Source organism: Flagellimonas oceani (genome assembly GCF_011068285.1).
In the GTDB taxonomy this organism is placed as follows: Bacteria; Bacteroidota; Bacteroidia; order Flavobacteriales; family Flavobacteriaceae; genus Flagellimonas; species Flagellimonas oceani.
This window is the reverse complement of record NZ_CP049616.1, coordinates 591,052-612,054: the sequence shown is the minus strand read 5'-3', so window position 1 is coordinate 612,054 and position 21,003 is coordinate 591,052. Positions and strand designations below refer to the sequence as shown.

The following is a 21,003-nucleotide window of genomic DNA, read 5'->3' as shown; positions in this document are numbered from 1 at the left end:
TGTACCATAGCTTCTGCGCTATGATGATGTCTTAAAAATTAAGGGCTCACTCTTTCCTCCAAGGTGGCCAAACAATGCCCCCAATGTCCCTTCAGTACCGTATCTTTTTTATCAGTTATCTTATCCTCCAATTGCTGTTGCAATCGCATCAGTTGTTCCTTCATCAAGCCTTTGGCATAATCTGTATGCACAAACAATTGTTGCTGCGGGTGGATATCAGCTGCTTCCTTATCAATGGCTTTTTTCATCCAATCGATATAGCTCAACTGTAGCCCTTGTTTTCTGGGATCTACGGATACCGCCCCTTCTTTGAGCTCGCTAAACAGTACATTCTGTAACTGTTCCAAATAGTTTTTCATGACACCCTCGTATCCATCCATAGTTTCCATATGCTGCAAGCGTTTCATAAATCTTGACTTGAGCATTTCCCTTAACAACATCTGTTGCCTACTGAGCAGAAGATCTGGATGTGTCGTTACCCTGATATAGGTTTTGAATGTCGGATAGGCCAACCACTTGGGTGGGTCAAAGACCTGTTGCAGCAGATAATCCAAGCCCTCCTTTTGGGTCTGCAGGGGTATCGGATCGAACATATTCCCCCCTTGTTGGTCCATTGATCTATAAAAAATCTCATAGCCCCCTACCATAGAAAACACGCGCCGCACCAAATGGTACCATAGGGAAATGGCCCTTTCATGAATCCGTTCGATACGGACGTAATCCTTTCTATTACGGTTGATGCTGGGCAATAGTTCCATAGCGCGTTCCAAGTTCTTTAGGCCCAATACCGCCCCTTGGACCGGATCTCGGACCTCCACCACCTCATTTGTCACTGCGGGTCCCATGGTATCTCCTTGGGAGTTGGCCAAGCGGTACCATGGAATGGTGTCCTGCAAACGAATGATACGCTCCAGACTATCGGCCTGCTGCTCCTTGGACATGGATTCCGGAAACGTTTCATAGGCCCATCGGATATAATAGGCATCGGTTGGCCCTACTTTTTGTACCAAGAGTGAAGGAGGTATGTTATCCTCAGGCTGGGCCATATTGTTATGGCGGGCATAGGTCATGATACTTGGGGTATGTCCCATGTTCCGAAGCCACGCTTCATCTCCCATTTTTTCGACAGGATACTGATTTTCCCCAAAGTTATTGTCCTTTATGCCCAAGGCATGTCCCGTCTCATGGGCCGTTACGGATTGAATCAGTTCTCCCAACAGTTCATCCGGAAAGGGATAGGTTTGTGCCCTTTTGTCCAATGCGGCACATCTGATAAAATATTGGTCCATACGATGTTCATAGCCTGATCGCAAAAGCACATCGGTCTTGATCAGTTCCCCTGAACGCTGATCGATGACATAGGTGACCGTTCCACCACCACGCTTTTCACCGAAATACCTAATGTTCTCGTCGCTAAACCAACGTACGATGGAATGTCCCAGGCTATAGGCCGACCATGAATCTAAAGAATCCACTTCTTTGACCACAATAGCATCCTTGAAGCCGGCCGCTTCGAAGGCGGGCAGCCACTCCTCGATACCGGCCTTGACGTAGGGCCTCCATTTTTTGGGAATATCCGGGGAGAGCGTAAAGGTAATCGGTTTAATGGGCACACTCATCTTCCTGTCCTTGTGTTTTTTCTCCAATCGCCAACGGGCAATGCTCGCCACATAGTTGTTCAGGTGTTGTCCCATCGTTCTGGACTCGTTCCAAAACCCCATCCGATAATCAAACCTCCGTGGCTCCATAGGAGGCGCCAACTTCAGAAAACTATAATGTACGGGCTGTATAATTTTGGCACTTTCCTTCTGATGTCCCAATTGCATTTTGATCATCAGTTCGTCGTCCAACAATTTTACCCCAATAAGCTTATTGAGGGCAGGGACCATGGGATCGGAGGATACGGCTCCCCAACCAACGGAACGATCGAACAGCATATCGGTGATATCAAAACGATACCCCGCTCCATGTTCTTGCAAAATCGGAAAGACCCCTAAAATATTCCGTTCCAAATCAGGATCATTTTGCAGGGCAATCCATATCCCTGTTTCCGACCACACCCTGGTCTCCTCCAAAACGAGCTGGTTCCCTGACTTTCGAAAGACGACCTGTTTTTGATCATACCGCGACAATCGCCCGATACGTGTTAAGAGCATTGGCTCTTCCAAGCTGGTTACGGGAAGCTCCATATAGAGCCTCCCCTCTTCCAAGGAAGCATCCAAGAAAGGTGCTGCCGTGGAAACCAATTCACCACTATCGGTATAATTCGCATTTTGGGACCATCCCAGTAAGGGCATCAAACTAAGCGCCCATATCCATAAAATGTATTTCATTGTTCCTTTGTTAATGGGATGGGCTTCCCCTGCCATCGTACTACCCCATTCGAAGGTCAGTGGCACAGGGGACTTACCCATCCGGTTAATATCCTTGATTTTGTGGCAATAAGTTGGGGTTGGTATCCAATTCGCTCTCAGGAACTGGAAGCAACACATCGGTTTCTTCCCAATTGGGCTTTAGGCTCCCCAATACTTCCGTTGCCTTACCGCTTCTTTTCAAATCGAACCAACGATCTCCCTGCTCGGCAAACAGTTCGATCCTACGTTCGGCCAGAATAGCCGAGAAAAGCTCATCCACGGTATTGGCCGTGGTATTGGGCAGCCCTGCCCGGCTACGGATTGTATTGAGGTCATTACGTGCCCCCATTAAATTTCCCAAGGCAAGCAAGGCTTCCGCCCGTATCAGGTATTGTTCCGCCAATCGGAACTGAATGGCATATTCCAAGGATTCGGTCACATTAAATCGGGCCTTATACTTATAGGGAAAAAAGAAGGTTACGGTATTTTCGGCATCCGATATGCTATCGACCCATGCTGTTCTTCGGAGGTCCCCAGCCTCAAAGGCGGACAACAAGCTTTCGGTCATGGCAAAAGTCTGTCCAGGAACGGAAGTGATGATTAATCGATTGGCCTCTTGGGTATTGCCAGGCAGGTGCCCATGGCGCAATTGCCAGATGGTCTCCCCGGATTCCTTGAGGAATACCTTATCCAAATCTTCCTCCAGACCAAAAGCTGCTATCAGATCAGAGGCCTGACCCGCTGCCAACTCCCACTGTTCGGTCAACAGATACATGCGTGCCAAGAGCGCTTTTGCGGTAAAATGATCGATAAAAGTCCGTTCCCCATTGGCAATGGAGATATCCTCCATCAGCGCTATGGCTTCCTCCAAATCCACCATACTATTTTCGTACACCAAATCCTTGGATACCCGTGACACCTTATTGTTCACTCGATAATCCGTTGAGGTCACGTAGGGCACATCCCCAAAAACGGATGCCAAAAGGCTGTGCATAAAGGCACGCACAAACAAGGCCTGTCCCCGAAACTTTTGCTGTTCTTCAGTATCTAAAGAAGCGTCCTCCAGTCCGTCCAAAATGGCATTGGCCCCATAAATTACCGTATAGGCCTCGCTCCACCAACCAAGTAGTTCCGTATTTGGGGGCAGTACCCGGTTTTGGTAGAATTCCAACAGTTGCGGATCGGAACCATAATAGTCCAGTTCATCGCTATAGAGGGCCATTCGAGTGGTCAGCCCCACATTTCCGGAGACCATTCCTGTCTCCCGCATCTTAAAATAAAGGTCTGCCAAGGCAGACTCCACCGTCGCAGGATCATTAAATACGGTCTGGGAGACCAATACGTTCTTTGGGGGATCTACTTCCACAAAATCCGTACAGCCCAATACTCCCAAAATCGGAAGGAGCAGCAGGAAATATTTCAAAATCGAAGCGTTCCATTTCATCATAAAATCGGTTTGTCTTGTTTTCATATTCGTTGTATTTAGCATTAGAATCCCACTTTCAGTCCCAAGGTCAATTGTCTTAGCGGCGGTAATCGGCTATTGAGAGTCTGCTCTGGATCCGGCCCAGTATAGCGGGTAAAGGTGAATAAGTTCTGGCCTTGCAAATAGACCTGGACTTCAAGTCCCTTCTCCAACATGGGTACTTTGTAGTTAAGGGAAATGTTCCTGACACGGATAAAAGAAGCATCCGAAACCGCAGCATCACTACTGCGTTGGAGGTCGCCATTGCCAACCCCAAAGACCAATCCCGAGGAAGCCACTTGAACAGGTTTCATATCCCCGGGTTCCTGCCATCTGTCGAGAAGCTCCACACTGGCATTTCTGGGAAAGCCCGGTACGGCATCGTTCCGAAAATTGTTGAAGCCCTCTTGTTTTTTGAACTGTAGGAACACATCAAAGGTCAGGTTCCCCCAACTCAACGTATTGCCCAGTCCCCCATAAAAACTAGGGGCCAGGTCTGCAATAAATTGTCGGTCCTCGTTACTGGTGATGGCCCCGTCCCCATTGAAATCCTCTATCTCGTACTGTCCCGTTTCGGGGTCGACCCCCAAGGAACGGTAGAGCTTTACGATGGACAGGGGCTCCCCGATGACATATTGATTGGCAAAGGTGGAGGTCTCCAAGCCATCAAAACGCACCAATCTGCTCCGAGGTACGGTCAGGTTCAGGGTCGTCGACCATTTAAAACGGCCCTTCGACAAATTGATGGAACGCAGGTCCAGCTCCAGGCCGGAGTTCTCCACGGTGGCATCGAAATTCCCCGTCAGCTCCGAAAAGCCCGTTGTGGCCGCCAAGGGCACTCCCACCAACTGATTGGAGGAGCGGTTCCTGTACCAAGCGGCATTGAGAAATATCCGACTCTTAAAGAAGCCCAGTTCAAGCCCAGCTTCCAGTTTGTTGTTTGCTTCCCAACCAAAGGCGGGATTGAAAATTCCTGTGGGACTTAGGACGGACACCCCGGCATAATCCTCCCCAACAACGGTATAGGTATCCAAAAACTGGTAATCCCCGATAGTATCGCTGCCTGTGGTCCCATAACTGCCCCGCAGTTTCCCGAAACTCAAAACAGAACTCTCTGCCAACAGCTTCTCTTTGGAAAAGATCCAGGCCAGTCCCACCGCTCCAAAGTTCCCGAACTGCCTTCCAGGTCCAAATCGGGACGAACCATCCCTACGACCCGTAAGGTTCAGGATATACCGGTCCAACAGTTGGAGGTTGAGCCTCCCAAAGACGGCATTATACCGATAATCGCTATCGGAACTGCCACGTGCCTCCACCTCATCGGCCGCTGCCATATTATTGATCAGGGCATTGGTGGGAAATCCCCGTCCACGGAGGACAAGTTGTTCTGTGGTCTCTTGTTGGAAGGTCGTACCTACAAGCACATCCATCGAAAGTACATCCCACTGTTGTTTCCATTGCAATTGGGGCTCCAGGATCCAAGAAGTCCTTTGGGACTGATTGGTGGTCAGACTGGAATAGTTTTGTGGCGTAAAATTGAACCTCGGGTTACGGGCCGAACTGGGCAAGGTCCGGTAGGAATCCAAGCGATAATCCGTATAGCCGAGACTACTGCGCAGCTCAAGACCCTCCCACAGCTCATAGGAGAGCATGGCATTGGTCAAAAGGGTACTGCTCTTCACCCCTACCTTTTCCTCCAAGGAAGCCAACGGATTGTTCCAGGTATTGTTCTCCCAATTCAAATTGCCTTCCTCATCATAGAGGGCCGGGGCGTTGGGCGCCAGGGTATACGCTTGAGAAGAAAGATCGATACTGGGCACTAGGTTATCCTCATGGGTATAGCTGGTGGAGAGGTTCAATCGGAACCGCTCATTGCTGGAGCGATGGTTAATGTTGCTATGGACCGTGGCCCTATTATACTTGGAATCCCCGGGAAATACCGTGGTTTCGTCCAAGAGGGCCCCACTGACCAAAAACTGGGTCTGGGCACTCCCTCCGGATACGGATAATTGGGCATTGTTCCGGTAGGCGGTCCCTCCGATGAGCACCTGTTGCCAATCGGTGTAACGGTTGCTGTCCCACAAGGTAATATCCGGCCAAAAGCTATCGAAAACAGGGTTCTCGAGCGCGGCCTCGAATCCATCGTTGATGACGCCTTCCCGACGGACTTCCAAATACTGCTCCGTGTTCATCAGGTCCACAAAGTTGGAGACCCGTCCAAAGGTGGTACTCAGATGCGCATCAAAGCGCGTTTTTCCGACCCTCCCCTTTTTGGTGGTGATCAGCACCACTCCATTGGCCCCACGGGAACCATAAATGGCGGTGGCATCGGCATCCTTGAGCACTTCGATACTCTCGATATCGTTGGGATTGATGGCATTCAGAGGGCTGATATCACTGCCGAGGATAAACCGTGACACATCATCAGAACCCAAGGACTGGGAACCAAAGGGCACCCCATCCACAATATAGAGGGGGTCGGTGACCCCATTGATAAAGTTCTGACCGCGTACCTCCACGGAAAACCCACCTCCGGGCACTCCGGTATTCTGGACAATATTGACACCCGACATTTGGCCTTGCATGGCCGCCAAGGGATTCCCCACGGGCTGTTTATCGATCACGGTGGCCTTGACCGTAGCTATGTTCCCGGTACGTTCCCGCTCCGAGACCGAATAATAGCCGGCATTGAGGACCACTTCCCCCAATACCGTTACATCCTCTTCCATGGTAACAAGGACCTCATCCCTACCCGCAATGGGCACGGTAAGGGTCTTAAAACCGATCATGGAAAAGACCAGGACATCGGAAGGGCCTGCATTAATGGCAAAGGAACCGTCAAAATCGGACATGGTACCGCTATTCTTGGATTCCACCACAAGGTTCACCCCGGCCAGGGGATTCCCAGACGTATCGGTCACGGTGCCGGAAACGGTGGCCTGTGGCGGTTCCAAGAAAGTGCCCGCTTGCAGACTAAATGAAAAAAGGGGCATTAGAAAGACATATAGGAGCACAGGCAGGATTCCCCTGCGCATGCATATTATTGAATGTTGCATAAATTGAGTTCTTTTAATTAAAGCGTTAGTTGTTCTATACACTGCCCCATAAGTCACGGAAAAGCCGTAACTTCCAACAAGGACATCAAGGTTCGGACAAAGGCCATCCTGCCCAAAGAGCAAAAGCTCTCGGAAATAGGATTCCTAAACCAAAAAACATGGTTTCGTGATTGGGCCGGCTGCCCTCAAAGTGTACGTGAATTGTGGGACTTAAGGATATCGTGAACCGGAATAGTGTAACGTGTTCCCACAATCAAAAACCAAAAAAGGTTATACGGGATTCTTCGGCTTTTTACTGAAAAGGATATCAAACACCGAGTGCGATGTCCCAAAAACGGGACAACAACACGATGTAAAACCCAAACAATAAAACTGCCAAATGTTTCCCATAACCCATTGGTCGGGCGATGCCCCAAAAGGACCAAAGAAACGAAACGCCAAGAAACAAGTTGGGCGTGAAACTCAACTCATTGCCATTGGGGTACTGGTATACCTTGCAACAATAAGCGAGCCCACGCCCGGGTCGTGAGCAAACTGCTTATCATCTCGTTGCAAAAAATTACCAGTTTTCAATGGCGAGATTCAAAGCGAATGCTTCTAGTATTTTCCTTTTAGAAGAATCGCAAATGTATTTATAACAATGGCAAGATAGCAAATTTTTATAATCATTCGCTATCACGAACAGATATTTTTTTGTGAACGTCTTTTTTTGAATAAAGTAAATAAGTTGCCACAGAGTAATTCAAATAAAATAGAATTAAAGAAGATAAACGCTTTAGTGAATAAGTATTTATGCAACTTTATCACTAAAAAATACTTTAGCCCATTTTATGATAAAGACGGCAACGAAATCTCACAAAATGAATACTCCAAAGGTTGTGGAATTACCTCTTCAACTTTAAGTAAAATTAAAGAATCAGATGGCTACAACATTCCTTTAACCACTGTTTACAGTATTTGTCGTTTTGAAAATTGTTCCTTGCAAGATTTTTTTTCAGAATTTGAAAAGGAATATGGAACAAACATCCGGCCGTGAGGCAACAAAAATAATAGGTTTACTTTCCTTACAGAATTCCGTATTTCTTCTTAATAGGTATTTCTTACTTTTAGTTCAATTCTATCTTAATAAACCTTATAGTTTTGATATTGGTTGTTTTAAATAACCAAACTTAGGCATAGCCAACCACATTAGAATATATGGTTAATGAAGTTCAGTATATAAACTTGTTGGAAATAATTAAAAGAAAGTCCATTGAGATACGACCCAAAAATCATTGATGATTACATAAAATCCATTGAGTATTACTACTTCCAAGATTTTTGTGATAGGTTATTGTTAACCCTTTATCCAGAAGAGTACGTTCCAGTGCGTGCAGGTGGAAGGAATGGTGATATGAAAAATGATGGTTACTGTTATGCTTCTCGAGCATTCTTTCAAGCACACGCAACTAGAGGTGAAAGTGCTAAACAAACAAAGATTAAAATCGAATCCGACCTGAAAGGGTGTCTTGAAAAATGGAAAGACGTATTAAAGTTTGTCTACATAACAAACGATACTTTAATTGGAGAGGTTGAAAACCATGTTGATAAATTAAGGGTTAAATTTCCAGACATTAAAATCGAAACATGGGGTCACAAACGACTTACTTCTGAAATTAGAAAGCTCGAATTGAAAGAAATTGAATTTGTGATTGATCGAAAAATAGTTCATGAAGTAAATTTAACAGATAGTGATGTCATTAGCACTAAGTTTCTGATTACCCAAGAATTTGATTTTATAAAAGAAATTTCAGAAAACAATCTATCCAATTTTCCTTTCGAAAACCCAATTCTTTTTGAAAATAAGACTCTTCAATTTCTACGTAAACTAGTGAATAATCAATCATACAGACACACGCAAATTGAAAAGTTTCTTGATATTGAGAAACAACATTACTCTACTCAATACCCAGATGCAATTGTCTTATCAAGCAAAGAAGGTGAACATCAATTTTTTTATCATAAACGCGTTCCCGAGAAAGAGGAGTTAAGGAATACAACAAAAGAAGATAATATTTCTCAATTCCTCTTGAATAATGGAGTATCTGCAGAAAGGATAAGTGAAATACTAACTTGTTATGAAGGAGAATGTGCGGGTGTGGGAAGATTCGAAGAACTTTATCAATTAAGGCCTCTATATGCTCAATTTCTGATAGTCAAAAACATTTCAAATTTTCCTATCAGATTGAAAAGTATTGAATCTGTTTCGCATGATGGTGTATTGTATGAATCAAACGTGGTGAATGAAAAAGATTTGACCAAGCTTCCCGAGTTTATTGTCGAACCGTCACAGAACCTTGCTATCCCGATTGGGCTATTTCTAAGCCAGTTCAAAGAACTGTTGAAGCATAATCAAGATTTAGTTACTTCGACTTATGTCCCAGAACAAATCCAAAAGTTAGAATTAGGCTCTATTGAGGAACATCAGAGTATAGAATTCATTGGTCCAAGACTTGAACCTCGAAGAATCTTTATTGAGCATCAGAAACAAGATTTAGTGTGTGACATACATGATTTTTCTTTCAATAGAATTTATTGGGTTGACAGACATTGGCAATGTGGAAGTTGTCCTCACCTGTTCTTTATTCAAAATGGTGAGCCAAAATACCAAGGCGAAATCTTCTCGATTAAACCTAATCAAGTTAGCATTGAAAAATTTTCAATTCCTAAAATGGTTACAAAATTAATAGTAGCAGAATTGGAACAAGAAGTAACCCATATAGATTATTTAAAAAGGAATGGTGAAATCATTGAAAATCAAATAGAACTAGAAGAAGGTCAGGTTTTCTCTGTTATGGTTTCTCCAGATGACAGAGTAGAAATAAAAGGTAAGTATGAATTAAGGGGGACGTCATACAAGACCTTACCGATCAAAGCGAAATATAACCTAATTGAAAAATTCAAAAATAACTATTCCCAACAATGTGTCCTATAATGCATAGCACCCTTCGAGATGCTACGACATCATACATGAGGCAATTAGTCATAATATGAACTAAGAAAACATGAAAAAAAACTATTTAACCATATTATTTTTAGCCATTTTACTTTCGAGTTGTGGAAAAGACCAAAAATTAGTTGATTCCGAACAAACTGTTTTGATGTTTTTTGAGTCGGTTAATGATGGAAATGAAGAACAAATGAAAAGTTCTTATCCAAACATTTCGACTTTTGACAGCTACTTTAAATCTGATTCAATCAAAATTGTAGAATCAAAACTTGTCAATGACAGTTTGGTTTCTGTTGCAACTACGAATTACTATACCAACGGATTTGGTAAGCAATCAACTAAAGAAATTGAACTTTATCTTCTACCTGACTCATTAAGTCTTTATAATCAAATAGTTGATAGTAAAGGACTAACTGACCATAAAGAAAATGAACTTTACAAATTTGCCGTTAACACTGGTTGCATTAAAGAAAATGACACGACTGATGTACAGAAAAATGGCAAATACATTGACGCCTATTTGCTTCAGTACAGATATACCGTAAATAAGTTATTGGATTTTAAAACAGATGTTTCTGTTACTGACTGGAGTTGGAAAACTGGATATGGAGGTTCCGCTTCTGGAAAAGGAATAGTTAAAAACAACACAACATTTGACATTCCGAAGGTAAAATATGAAATAACTTATAAAGACCGAAATGAAAATCAAATCACAACTGACGATGGTTATGTTACCTATGATGTACTTAGGGCTGGAAGTTCTGAATCTTTCACTTTTTACACCAGCTATGTTGGTAGTCGGGCATCAAAAGCAAGTATTTCACTGGAGTTTGACGAGGATATGATAAAAGAGTATGTTCTAAATGCCCATTACAATGGAGATGAATACGAAAAATATAAATCGGAAGAAGAAGAAATTGAATAAAAACACTATGGCAAACAATTGCCATAAGTAATTGCTTGTCCTAATCCACTTCTGAAAATACTATAGGATTTTCAGTATAGCGTGTACTTGCGAATTTAACAACTAAACCTCGCAACTGCTTATAGCAGGGGCAGTTGCCATTAATACCGAACATTATGCCCAATTATAAACCTGAACAAGAAAATACAACAACTGATAACCAAACAAAAACTGTTTTGACTTATTGTGATTCGGAAGGAAAGCCAATTCATAAAGCCAAGGAAATTTTCAAAAAGGAAAAGAGATTTGTTTACTATCCTTATTCTGTAAACCCAAATGACGGTAGTGTTAAGGCAAAGAAAATACATACAATTGAACTTAAAGGTTGGGAAAAGGAATCTGATATTCCAAAAGATTTTAAAACAACCAGTAGATATGGATTTAGAACGCAAAGAATTAGGCAACTTTTTCAATATCTATATACCAAATTCAAAGAGGTAGAAAAAATTACAATAGGAGTTAATGTTCAAAATAGATTTTCGAAAAAGTCAATTTCCATAAATTGGTCCGACTTATCGCCTCTTTTAAAAAAAATTGCCAATGAAAAACGTTGGTATGACCGCACAAGAAAATTGATGATTCACAATGAAATTAGTGGAATTACAACTAAGCTCGAAAAAAAGAAAGTATTTTTAAATGCAGGACAATTAGATGGATTCTTGAAAAAGTTCGACTCGTTTGAAAAAGTAACGAAAGCTGATATCGAATCATTGTCAACTGTAATGGAAACAGCCCCTCCAAGTAAAATATCTGTTACGTCAAACTTTATAAAAACTAGAGATAAAATAAACAAAGTTTTTATTGAAGACATCATAAAGCGGTTTGAAAAACTAATGGCTTCTAAAGTTGATAATGAAAAACAATGGCAGAAATTCTTTGGTGAAAACTCATGGATTTTAAATCATTTGTTTCCATTCGAAGTAATACTCAGAAAACAAGAGGCTTATGTTGGAGGAAAAACATTAGAAAATGAAGACGGTAGAATAGTTGACTTTCTTTTTGAAAATGGATTTCAAGATAATTTTGCCTTACTCGAAATCAAAACCCATAAGAAAGATTTGTTAAAAAATAGTCCTTATAGAAAACCAGATGTTTTCTCTTATTCTGATGATTTATCAGGAGGTATAGGTCAATGCCTTGACCAAAAAGATGTCTTTTTAAAAGACTTCGGCAATAAAGAAAGGATAGTGAACCCTAAGTGCATTCTTGTAATCGGGTTGAAAGGTAATTTAACCGAGCATCAAACCAAATGCTTCGAACTTTTAAGGTCAAACCAAAATAATGTGGATATTTTGACTTTCGATGAGCTTTTAGCCAAATTGAAAGGTCTATTGGAGGTAGTAGCTGAATAAAAATTAAAAAGTGCTAATGGCAAAAATGGTTATCAGTAGTTGCCTGCAAGCTTACACATAACAAACGAGAATAAATGAATCAAAACTTAAAGAATAAAATTGACGCAACTGACATTAGCATCAGTTCACTTTTAAAAGACCAAAAATTTTATATAGACTATTTTCAAAGAGAATATCGTTGGCAAGAAAAACATATCAAATTACTTGTCGAAGATTTGACTTCAACTTTTTTAAAATCCTATAAACCGACGGATAAAAGACCAGCAGTAGCAAATTATCAAAGCTACTATTTAGGGCCAGTAGTTTTCAGCGTAAACACAGATGATGGCAAAAAGTCAATAATTGACGGACAACAGAGAATTACATCAATTACACTATTATTAATTTACCTCAATCACCTACAAGCCGAATTAAGTGAAAAGGTTTCTGTTAGCAATCTTATTTTTTCAGAATCTTATGGCGAAAAGTCGTTCAATATGACCGATGAAGTTAGAGAACCTTGCTTAAAAGCATTGTTTGAAACAGGCACATATTCAATTCAAGAAGATGATGATGAAACCGTTCAAAATATGGTCGAACGATATGAGGATATTGCCCAATCATTCCCAGAAGAACTGAGCAACGGAGCACTTCCCTATTTTATTGATTGGTTTATCAGAAACGTGGTAATAGTTGAGATAACTGCCTATTCAGATGAAAATGCTTATACCATTTTCGAGACAATGAATGACAGAGGTCTTAACTTAACGCCAACCGAAATGTTGAAAGGTTTTGTCCTTTCAAAAATTACCGATAAAGATGAAAGGACCGAAATCAACGAGATTTGGAAACGAGAAATTCAGAGACTTCACGACTACGGAGATTCAGTTGACCAGTCATTTTTCCAAGCCTGGTTTCGTAGTAAATATGCGATGAGTATTCGTCCAGGAAAAGCAGGTTCTGAAAATCAAGATTTTGAATTGATTGGAACACGTTTTCACAATTGGTTCAAAGACAATCACAAAAAATTATTCAAACTCAAAACGTCAGACGAATTCTACAACTTTTTCAAATACCAATTTCCATTTTTTGTAAAATGGTACACTAAAAATTGGGATGCACAAGCAGATTATGAAAGCGATATGCCTCATTTGAACTATATTAATTCTTGGGGTATTGCTGAATCTCTTCAAGACCCATTATTACTGGCTTCAATAAAATTCGATGATGATAATGGCACAATTAAAAAGAAACTTGATTTTGTTGCACGTTACATTGAGACTTTTACAGTTAGACGTGCCGTGAACTACAGGAAATTCGGACAGACCTCCATTAAGTACACAATGTTTGGGATCATTAAATCAATTAGAAACAATGACTTACAAACATTGGGTGAGAATTTGAAAAAAGAAATTATCGAACTCGACCAAAAATGGGAGGCAGTTGATCGCTTTCGTTTGCACGGAATGAATAGAAAATTTGTTAAGCATTTACTTTCCCGTATTTCAAGCTACGTAGATAATTTAGTAGGCAAAGACACCAACTATGTTTCATATCATCATCCAAAAGGAAGACAATTTGAGATTGAGCATATTTGGGGTAATAAATTTGAAGAACATAAAGACGAGTTTGAACAAAAAGAGGATTTTCAAGAATGGCGAAATTTGATTGGAGCTTTAATTCTACTTCCAAACGGGACGAATCAATCTTTTAATAGCGACAAGTATGAACATAAGCTAAAACACTATATAAAAGAGAACACTTATGCTCAAACTTTGCATTCAGATTATTACGAAAAGAATCCGAATTTTTTGAAATCATCAGTAGTTGCGGAATTGGATTTTAAACCACACGAGGAATTTAAAAAAGATGATATTTCTGAAAGACAAGGACTTGTGAAGCGATTTTGTGAAAAAATGTGGAATACCGATTACTTTGAAAATGTGGAATAAAAGCCAGCAGGCAATATTGTAGCATATTAGTAAACCCAAAAGCCTATGATTGAAAAATATCGGAACCGTTTAAAGGAAATAATTGAAATGTCATTTCGGACATTGGAAATGAAACTCGCCAATGGCGGAATAATTTCAAAAAACGAGCCTCCTTCCAACTCGAATTAGGATATATTTTAAAGGTTTTCGGACAACTTTACGAATTTCATCCGAACGAGAAATTTAACCTTGAAATGGAAAATTACGTTAAGTTAAAATCGACAAGTGTTAAGAGTAAAAGCAAAAATGCAAGAGTAGATATTTTAATGACTTTTGGAACGGAAAATGAATACGCGACCGGAGCAATTGAATTGAAGTTCTTTAAGAAGAAAAACCATCGAGAGCCAAATAACAGATATGACATTTTCAAAGACATTTCGAATTTGGAAGCTTACAAAGAAAATGGAATTGACATAAATTATCTTTTCCTCTCGACCGATCACAGTCATTACGTGAATCAAAAGGAATATTCAGCGGACACTAAAGATTTTGACATCCGAAAAGGTTCAAGATACAAATCAGGAGAAGTTTTGGAATATCGAACAGCCAAACCTTACGGACCTCCTATCATATTGAAAGGAGATTATGAATTTGATTGGAGTGAACCGACAGACAATATTTACTTTACCAAAATAGAAATATAAAAAGACGTATTTCAACAATGTATGATCGGCGTGAAACCAAAAGTTAACACATATAAACCCGTAAAGGACAGTTATCCGATGCCTTCATCTGTCATTTACAAAGCATTCTATAAAATGAAACATTTACTGATTTTATCCTTATTACTCTTGGGGTTTGGCTTAAACGCTCAAGTAAATCCCAAGTACCATAAGGTTAAAGCATATACAAGGAGTGATGGAACCTACGTGCCATCGCATTATAGAACTAATAGGAATAGTACAAATCGAGATAATTATACCACCAAACCAAACATTAACCCCCATACGGGGTCGAGAGGCTATATAGAACCAGATAACAACTATTTGTCCTATCCAAGCACTTATTACAACTCCTCAAAAAAAAACAGTGCTACCACAGGTTCAAATAATTACCAAAATACTAGAAACTTCAATTCTACTGATTACATTTCTTATGATACAAACGAATCTTATAAAAACAGGCACTTGGAATTGTTTCAGTATAATGAAGCATTAATGATAAGAAATGTAAACGCTGCAGTTGATGAGAATAACCAGGGGAATTACAATCGGGCTGGAGGTCTGCTTGTGCGAGCCTTCCAATATTCTGCTGGATTGGAAAAAATATACCTGTATTATGCCGCATCCAGCTATGTCAATGGAGGAAATTATGAAATGGCTCTTAAATATTATTTAATATCAATTGACAAAGGGATTAGCAGTTTAGAAAAAAAACAGCGGCAAGAAATCTATAAAAATTCAGCAATAATCTATTATAGACTTGGAGAATTTAAGGAGGCCATCAAATATTTTAAAATAGCTAAGAAAGAGAATCCCCGAGATATTAATTTAATACTCAATGAAGCCAATTGCTACCATAAACTAGGCAACAAATATAAATTCAAATCGCTTATGGAGGAAGCTGTCAAAATTGACAACAACAATCCGGACTTGTGGTATAATATAGGAGTAATTAATATGGAGCAAGGTAATTTACAAGAAGCCCGAAAGGCCTATAAAAGAGCTTTAGAAATCAACCCTTCCTATTTAAATGCAATTATAAATTTATCAACAACTTACATAAATGAAGGGAATCTGTTGATTGACGAAATGAATGCCTTAGGAAGTTCAAGAAATGATATTAGAAGATTCGATGAACTTAGGCTACAAAAAGACAAACTTTTTGGTAAAGGCGCTGATATATTGGAAAGTTATCTCCGATTGAATTCAGGAGATCGAAGCGTTATATATCAACTGAAAAGTATCTATGGAGCAATGGGAGATAGGAAAAATTATGAACGATTGGAGAAAATGTAGCACAACGTTATACTCAAAAAACTATACTTAACCATTACCAAGATTAAGTGCTTTTTCTCGCTTAATTCTGACAATTCTATCGGTTATTTTGTTGTAAAATATTAGCTTAAATAAAAAACCTTCCAAATTGGATTTAATCAGTATTCCCCACAAAGACGCTGAATGAAATAAAAAGAGCATTCTTTTGAGTTAGATAGCACCAATAGACCTACGTTTTATATTGTCCCTCAATGCTTCGTAATACAAAAAACTTATATTTAAACAGCCTAAGCGGCCAAAATATCCAATATGGAAGACTACACCAAACAAGAAATCTCCGAACTGTTGAAGGACATCGTACTGAACGCCGCCAAACGGACAAAGGCCAACCTCGAAACGGATTTGAAGCCGTTCCACACGGCCCTTCTAGGCCCCGAGATCATCAAACTCTCCTCTTTCGAGCGTTCGTTCTCCACAAGCTTCGGTCAAAAATATGTCGAGGAGATCGCCAAGATATTGGCTCTAGCCTCAGGTGCCAAGGCAGAGCGTCAAAAGGAGACTGTGGTTAGCCTGTACCAAGGTGCCAATGACGAAATAGAGAATATAATAGATGCCCTAAAGTCCAACAAATCCAAACCAGACTGGGCATCCGAACTCAAATACATCGCGGCCCATGACAAAGGAAGAACCCTATCCCGGAAAATCATCAGCGACCTTTGGATGGAACGCGACGGAAAGGAACACTTCTTTTCAATCAAAACGGTAAAGCCCAACCTGGACCAGACCCGTATCGCCAAACACGACATACTCTTGCTCAAGGCACACAACCCAGCCTATAAGACTTACTTTGCGCTGTACTACAATCCCACTGGGGAGACCCAAAACGATTATACCGTATCGACACCCAACAAGTATTTCGATATGAAACACGATTCCTGCGTATTGATCGGTAAGGATTTTTGGGACTTTGTAGGTGGCCCGGGAACCTATGAAGCACTATTGGAGATATTTGACCAGGTCGGTGAACAGACCATTGAACAGGTCAAGCAAATGAAGCTTTAGCCCCCATATGCTTCTTGTATTCCAGTTCGATCATTTGCTCCCATTGTTCATCACTGGTATTCCTATAACGTGAATATTTGAAGTCTTTGTATTCCTCGACACCTTCCCCGGTGAGATGGTTCATGATCAATCTACCAACGGCCTTTCCCAGTCCGACCGGCACGGCATTCCCGATCTGTCTATACTGTTCAATCAAGCTCCCCTCAATCTGCCAATTGTCAGGAAACTGCTGGACACGCTTGTATTCCTCCACGCTGAGCGGACGGTGTTCTTCCGGATGTGCCAAATCGGTGGCCGGCATCGCCGGGTGGGTGACCAAGGTCGGTGATGGTTTGTCCCAACCCAATCTCCGCAAGAAACCGGTCTTGCCGCCCCCAGCATAAAAGGATTTGCCCAGGGCTTCCTTTTGCAGATCCAAGGGAAGGTTTCTCCAATTCTCCCCAGGGGCCAACATTCTATAGTATTTAAGTCTTTTCTCAGGAAAGTTCAAGTGGTTGTTACCGGTCAGTGAAACATTGGATACCGCATCCCTGAAGGTTCTCCATTTCGGCAGTCCATATTCCCCATTCTCGGCATGGGTAGGTTCCAAAAAGGGCAATTTTTCTCCATCCCTGGAACAGACGATTACCACACGCTCCCTTTTCTGCGGCACACCAAAATTGGCAGCATTGTACAGGTTGAAACTAACGCCGTAGCCCGCTTCCCGAAGAACATCCAGAATACGAAGCAATGCCCCGCCCTTGAGTTCCTTGGCGGACAAAGGGTCAAACTCCTCTCCTCTCATGGAGTGGGGCCGATGCTTTAGCGGTGCTGAGAGGATACCGCGCACATTTTCTATGACCGCGTATTTGGGCCTCAGCTCCAATATCCGATCTATAAACGTTAAAAAAACATTGCCGCGCTCATCCTCAAATCCTTTCCTTTTTCCTGCAGTGCTGAAGGCTTGACAGGGAGGGCCACCTACAATCAGATCGATATCATCTTCCTCGGAAAGACCAGCGGCCTCCCGTATCTGTTCGGAGCTATAATCCCGTACATCACCGATAAGGGCAATGTTGGGCCTATTTTTCAAAATGGTCTTCCGACAGGCATTATCGGTCTCACAGGCCAACACTACCTCAAACCCAGACTTTTCAATACCTTGGTCCAATCCCATGGCACCACTGAAAAAACTCATCGCTCTGGGTTTCTCAAAATTGATGGATTCCTCCAATTTGCGGGTATAAACTTTGTTATCGGCGGTCCCACAGCTTGTGGTGTCAAAATAATCCCTAACATCCGATTCGTCCATAATCCATGTCTTGCCTATACGCTCCGCAGGGATTTTGCCATTCCTGCAGAGGTTTCTAATCTGTTGCTGTGTCAGGTTTAATATGTTTGCAGCCGTTTCAACCCCTATTTTGGTACTTTCCATTTTTTCCTTATCGAAAATTTTACAGGTACCAAAATACAATGGTTTTCAATGCCACTCAACTCATTTGTATCTTTTTTTTCAACAAATTTAAAAACCATCGACATATCCTTGGTCATGCCAGTAAAAGCTTTGTGAGAATACCAATTGACTGCAGGATGACACAATGGATATACCACTATGTTCTCCCATTGATGTTGTCCAAAAAAATTGTATGATCCAACAAGCCCTGAGTTCTAGACCATTCTTTTTCCTGAATTTATCCCTGTCCGGTTGCAACCTATATGCTTTATCACTACATATCCGGGGCACACCCTAGATTTTTATTGTAGGGTTGTATATATTTCCAGAATGCTTTACCAGCACTTTCCCTATAATTCCTTGAATAGTACATTTTGGTATTCGAAGCCACTTGATACATATATTCCGAGCATTGGTAAGCATATTTTCTTTTAAAGCATACGATTGCAAAATAGTACGTTTTATAATCCACATATACACTGTAGAATGTAACCCTGGAGATAGCATCACTGTTGTAACTACTGTAAGTGCTCCCATAACTCTTAGATTTCACAAAATCCATCATCTCTTCGCAGGACTGAGCCTCTATTCCCACGGAAAAAAGTACAGCGAGAACAACCAAAATAAATTTTCTCATAGTATATGAATCATGTTTTCTTCGTTATCACTGTGCGTACAGGAAAAGTCACCGGTCTTTCTTTAATCGAGGTAGGTGAAAGCCAATGACACCACCCCTTGGTCTGAATCCATTACGGAGACCGCAGTGATATCTGCGGAAGTTGGATAATTATCTTCGTCATAATCAAAGTTTGCATTAATGGAATATACTGTCTCCCCTTCTTCATTTTTATAAACTATCTGTGAAAGATTGTTTAGCGGAAACAATAACCTGGCCTGCACAATTTCCGAGGACTGCGGCGTCATGGAAAAGTTGAGTTGCACATTGTCAAGCATGTCTATCAATCCCCCGGATTTCATGGTATAATAAAAGGGATTGGGAGCATCGTCGTACTCTAGGTTTGCCGTATACACTTTAGCGATATAATCCCCAAATTCTTCGTTCCATTCTTCTTCAAAAAACTCAATTACTTCTGGATTTCCCTTATCATCGTAGGAGACAACTTGACCGATGTCAAAGGCATCATAGGGAGACTGATATAATTCTTCCGTATCAAGGTTATCATTGGAGCCGGTAATCGTTTTAAGTTCACTGTTCTCATACAAAAAGATGCTCGTATCGGTCCCATCGGAGACCGTATTCAAACTACCATCATTATTATAGGAGAAACCGACCGTTCTATTATCTTCCGGCTTCTCCGGGGAGATATATGAAACACTTCGGATTAACTTCTCCGCTACATTTCCATTGGCATTTTCAAATTCATCAGTAACGGATTCCTCACTACAAGCAACATTTGACAAGGAAACGATGGCACAAATAAGTGGTAGTTTAAAATTTTTCATGGGACTATGGTTTTATTTATTATTCTTTAGGTAGTCCAAAATTACATGGAACACCAGTTACTGCCTTACGTTTTTCCGTAATAGCCCTTTGTCCATTTATGCTTATTTTCCAGATTCAAAATGCAATCAACCTTATGTTAAAAAAGACATCTTTCCTTGTATCGATATGCTTCCAATGTGTCGTTTTTGCTCAAACTGAAGCAATTCAACTAGTATCCTGGAACATCCAAGATTTTGGACGGACAAAAAACACCGAGGAACTCAATCAAATCGCTGAAATCGTCAGAGATGTGGACATCCTTACCATTCAAGAAGTGGTCGCGGGTTATGGCGGAGCACAGGCCGTTGCCAAATTATCCGACCTGCTTAACAGAAAAGGGGCCAAATGGGACTATGTTATCAGTGACCCCACAAACAGTCCGAAATATGTTACTGAGCGTTATGCCATTGTTTGGAAGACCAAAAACATAAAAATAAAAAATCGAGGTTGGCTTATTTCAGAACTAGATTCGGTGGTAAACCGAGAGCCATTTTTACTGGATTTATTTGTAGAAGGAAAAAAATTCACTTTGGTCAATTTTCATTCCAGGCCCTATAACAAAGACCCGGAAAGTGAAATCATCGCAATTTCTGATTTTGTCGTTGATTCACTAGAAACTCCTTTGATTATTGCTGGCGATTTTAATGTTGAAGAAAAAATGCCTGTTTTTGATTACTTGAAAGATAATGGTTTTAAAGCAGCCGTATCCAATGCAAAGACCACTTTAAAAAGAAAATGTGACGGAACTGATTACCTCAACTACCCTATCGACAATATTTTTTATTCACAGGATATTTACAAGACGGAAGGAAAAGCTATTGATTTTGTGAGGTTTTGCGATCAATTGGAAAAGGCCAGGAAATTGACGGATCACCTTCCTGTCTTATTGGTATTTAGGTTGGATTAGGGAAAAAAGGA

The 21,003-nt window shown here is 41.0% G+C and carries 16 protein-coding genes; 10 read left to right on the top strand and 6 right to left on the bottom strand.

What is annotated here, in order from left to right:
* Window positions 1-38: 38 nt before the first annotated feature.
* From GVT53_RS02830 to GVT53_RS02820, 3 genes are all read right to left on the bottom strand, one after another.
* Window positions 39-2,333, bottom strand: a complete 2,295-nt coding sequence (locus GVT53_RS02830; protein WP_166247325.1) for a zinc-dependent metalloprotease — start codon at window positions 2,331-2,333, stop codon at window positions 39-41.
* A gap of 85 nt (window positions 2,334-2,418) precedes the next feature.
* Window positions 2,419-3,825 carry a RagB/SusD family nutrient uptake outer membrane protein gene (locus tag GVT53_RS02825; protein WP_166247324.1) on the bottom strand — a complete coding sequence of 469 codons (1,407 nt, stop codon included), beginning with the start codon at window positions 3,823-3,825 and terminating at the stop codon, window positions 2,419-2,421.
* A 17-nt stretch (window positions 3,826-3,842) separates the two neighbouring features.
* Complete coding sequence (locus GVT53_RS02820) at window positions 3,843-6,875, bottom strand: SusC/RagA family TonB-linked outer membrane protein (RefSeq protein ID WP_166247323.1); 3,033 nt, start codon at window positions 6,873-6,875, stop codon at window positions 3,843-3,845.
* Window positions 6,876-7,254: 379 nt separating this feature from the next.
* Here GVT53_RS02820 and GVT53_RS02815 point away from each other — a divergent pair, with 379 nt between their 5' ends.
* From GVT53_RS02815 to GVT53_RS02775, 9 genes are all read left to right on the top strand, one after another.
* The gene (locus GVT53_RS02815; protein WP_166247322.1) at window positions 7,255-7,404 is read left to right on the top strand and encodes a hypothetical protein; all 150 of its coding nucleotides are present in this window, start codon (window positions 7,255-7,257) and stop codon (window positions 7,402-7,404) included.
* A 180-nt stretch (window positions 7,405-7,584) separates the two neighbouring features.
* Window positions 7,585-7,911: a helix-turn-helix domain-containing protein gene (locus GVT53_RS02810; RefSeq protein WP_166247321.1), complete on the top strand. Its 327-nt coding sequence runs from the start codon at window positions 7,585-7,587 to the stop codon at window positions 7,909-7,911.
* Window positions 7,912-8,127: 216 nt separating this feature from the next.
* Window positions 8,128-9,849 carry a hypothetical protein gene (locus GVT53_RS02805; RefSeq protein WP_166247320.1) on the top strand — a complete coding sequence of 574 codons (1,722 nt, stop codon included), beginning with the start codon at window positions 8,128-8,130 and terminating at the stop codon, window positions 9,847-9,849.
* A 70-nt stretch (window positions 9,850-9,919) separates the two neighbouring features.
* The gene (locus tag GVT53_RS02800) at window positions 9,920-10,789 is read left to right on the top strand and encodes a hypothetical protein (RefSeq protein WP_166247319.1); all 870 of its coding nucleotides are present in this window, start codon (window positions 9,920-9,922) and stop codon (window positions 10,787-10,789) included.
* A 155-nt stretch (window positions 10,790-10,944) separates the two neighbouring features.
* Window positions 10,945-12,180, top strand: coding sequence for a Shedu immune nuclease family protein (locus GVT53_RS02795; RefSeq protein ID WP_166247318.1), 1,236 nt, complete (start codon window positions 10,945-10,947; stop codon window positions 12,178-12,180).
* A 74-nt stretch (window positions 12,181-12,254) separates the two neighbouring features.
* The gene (locus tag GVT53_RS02790) at window positions 12,255-14,111 is read left to right on the top strand and encodes a DUF262 domain-containing protein (RefSeq protein WP_166247317.1); all 1,857 of its coding nucleotides are present in this window, start codon (window positions 12,255-12,257) and stop codon (window positions 14,109-14,111) included.
* Between the two features lie 233 nt (window positions 14,112-14,344).
* Window positions 14,345-14,794 (top strand): hypothetical protein, encoded by a 450-nt coding sequence (locus tag GVT53_RS02785; protein ID WP_205791870.1) that lies wholly within the window; start codon window positions 14,345-14,347, stop codon window positions 14,792-14,794.
* 114 nt (window positions 14,795-14,908) lie between these two features.
* Complete coding sequence (locus GVT53_RS02780) at window positions 14,909-16,108, top strand: tetratricopeptide repeat protein (RefSeq protein ID WP_166247316.1); 1,200 nt, start codon at window positions 14,909-14,911, stop codon at window positions 16,106-16,108.
* A gap of 288 nt (window positions 16,109-16,396) precedes the next feature.
* Window positions 16,397-17,149, top strand: a complete 753-nt coding sequence (locus tag GVT53_RS02775; protein WP_166247315.1) for a TdeIII family type II restriction endonuclease — start codon at window positions 16,397-16,399, stop codon at window positions 17,147-17,149.
* On the opposite strand, the gene GVT53_RS02770 is transcribed toward GVT53_RS02775, so the two are convergent.
* The 3 genes from GVT53_RS02770 to GVT53_RS02760 form a co-directional block, all read right to left on the bottom strand.
* On the bottom strand, window positions 17,130-18,563 hold the full coding sequence (locus GVT53_RS02770; RefSeq protein ID WP_166247314.1) for a DNA cytosine methyltransferase: 1,434 nt from the start codon (window positions 18,561-18,563) through the stop codon (window positions 17,130-17,132). The genes GVT53_RS02775 and GVT53_RS02770 overlap by 20 nt on opposite strands.
* 292 nt (window positions 18,564-18,855) lie before the next feature.
* The gene (locus tag GVT53_RS02765; protein WP_166247313.1) at window positions 18,856-19,218 is read right to left on the bottom strand and encodes a hypothetical protein; all 363 of its coding nucleotides are present in this window, start codon (window positions 19,216-19,218) and stop codon (window positions 18,856-18,858) included.
* Between the two features lie 62 nt (window positions 19,219-19,280).
* Window positions 19,281-20,045 carry a hypothetical protein gene (locus GVT53_RS02760; protein ID WP_166247312.1) on the bottom strand — a complete coding sequence of 255 codons (765 nt, stop codon included), beginning with the start codon at window positions 20,043-20,045 and terminating at the stop codon, window positions 19,281-19,283.
* A gap of 134 nt (window positions 20,046-20,179) precedes the next feature.
* Here GVT53_RS02760 and GVT53_RS02755 point away from each other — a divergent pair, with 134 nt between their 5' ends.
* A complete protein-coding gene (locus tag GVT53_RS02755) occupies window positions 20,180-20,992 on the top strand; it encodes an endonuclease/exonuclease/phosphatase family protein (protein WP_166247311.1) in 813 nt (270 codons plus the stop codon).
* The last annotated feature ends 11 nt before the right edge of the window (window positions 20,993-21,003 follow it).

Bases quoted from the DNA above. Each gene is read 5' to 3' on its own strand.
- GVT53_RS02830 (WP_166247325.1), bottom strand. From the start codon at position 2,333: ATGAAATACATTTTATGGATATGGGCGCTTAGTTTGATGCCCTTACTG.
- GVT53_RS02825 (WP_166247324.1), bottom strand. From the start codon at position 3,825: ATGAAAACAAGACAAACCGATTTTATGATGAAATGGAACGCTTCGATT.
- GVT53_RS02820 (WP_166247323.1), bottom strand. From the start codon at position 6,875: ATGCAACATTCAATAATATGCATGCGCAGGGGAATCCTGCCTGTGCTC.
- GVT53_RS02815 (WP_166247322.1), top strand. From the start codon at position 7,255: ATGTTTCCCATAACCCATTGGTCGGGCGATGCCCCAAAAGGACCAAAG.
- GVT53_RS02800 (WP_166247319.1), top strand. From the start codon at position 9,920: ATGAAAAAAAACTATTTAACCATATTATTTTTAGCCATTTTACTTTCG.
- GVT53_RS02795 (WP_166247318.1), top strand. From the start codon at position 10,945: ATGCCCAATTATAAACCTGAACAAGAAAATACAACAACTGATAACCAA.
- GVT53_RS02790 (WP_166247317.1), top strand. From the start codon at position 12,255: ATGAATCAAAACTTAAAGAATAAAATTGACGCAACTGACATTAGCATC.
- GVT53_RS02785 (WP_205791870.1), top strand. From the start codon at position 14,345: ATGGAAAATTACGTTAAGTTAAAATCGACAAGTGTTAAGAGTAAAAGC.
- GVT53_RS02780 (WP_166247316.1), top strand. From the start codon at position 14,909: ATGAAACATTTACTGATTTTATCCTTATTACTCTTGGGGTTTGGCTTA.
- GVT53_RS02775 (WP_166247315.1), top strand. From the start codon at position 16,397: ATGGAAGACTACACCAAACAAGAAATCTCCGAACTGTTGAAGGACATC.
- GVT53_RS02770 (WP_166247314.1), bottom strand. From the start codon at position 18,563: ATGGAAAGTACCAAAATAGGGGTTGAAACGGCTGCAAACATATTAAAC.
- GVT53_RS02765 (WP_166247313.1), bottom strand. From the start codon at position 19,218: ATGAGAAAATTTATTTTGGTTGTTCTCGCTGTACTTTTTTCCGTGGGA.
- GVT53_RS02760 (WP_166247312.1), bottom strand. From the start codon at position 20,045: ATGAAAAATTTTAAACTACCACTTATTTGTGCCATCGTTTCCTTGTCA.
- GVT53_RS02755 (WP_166247311.1), top strand. From the start codon at position 20,180: ATGTTAAAAAAGACATCTTTCCTTGTATCGATATGCTTCCAATGTGTC.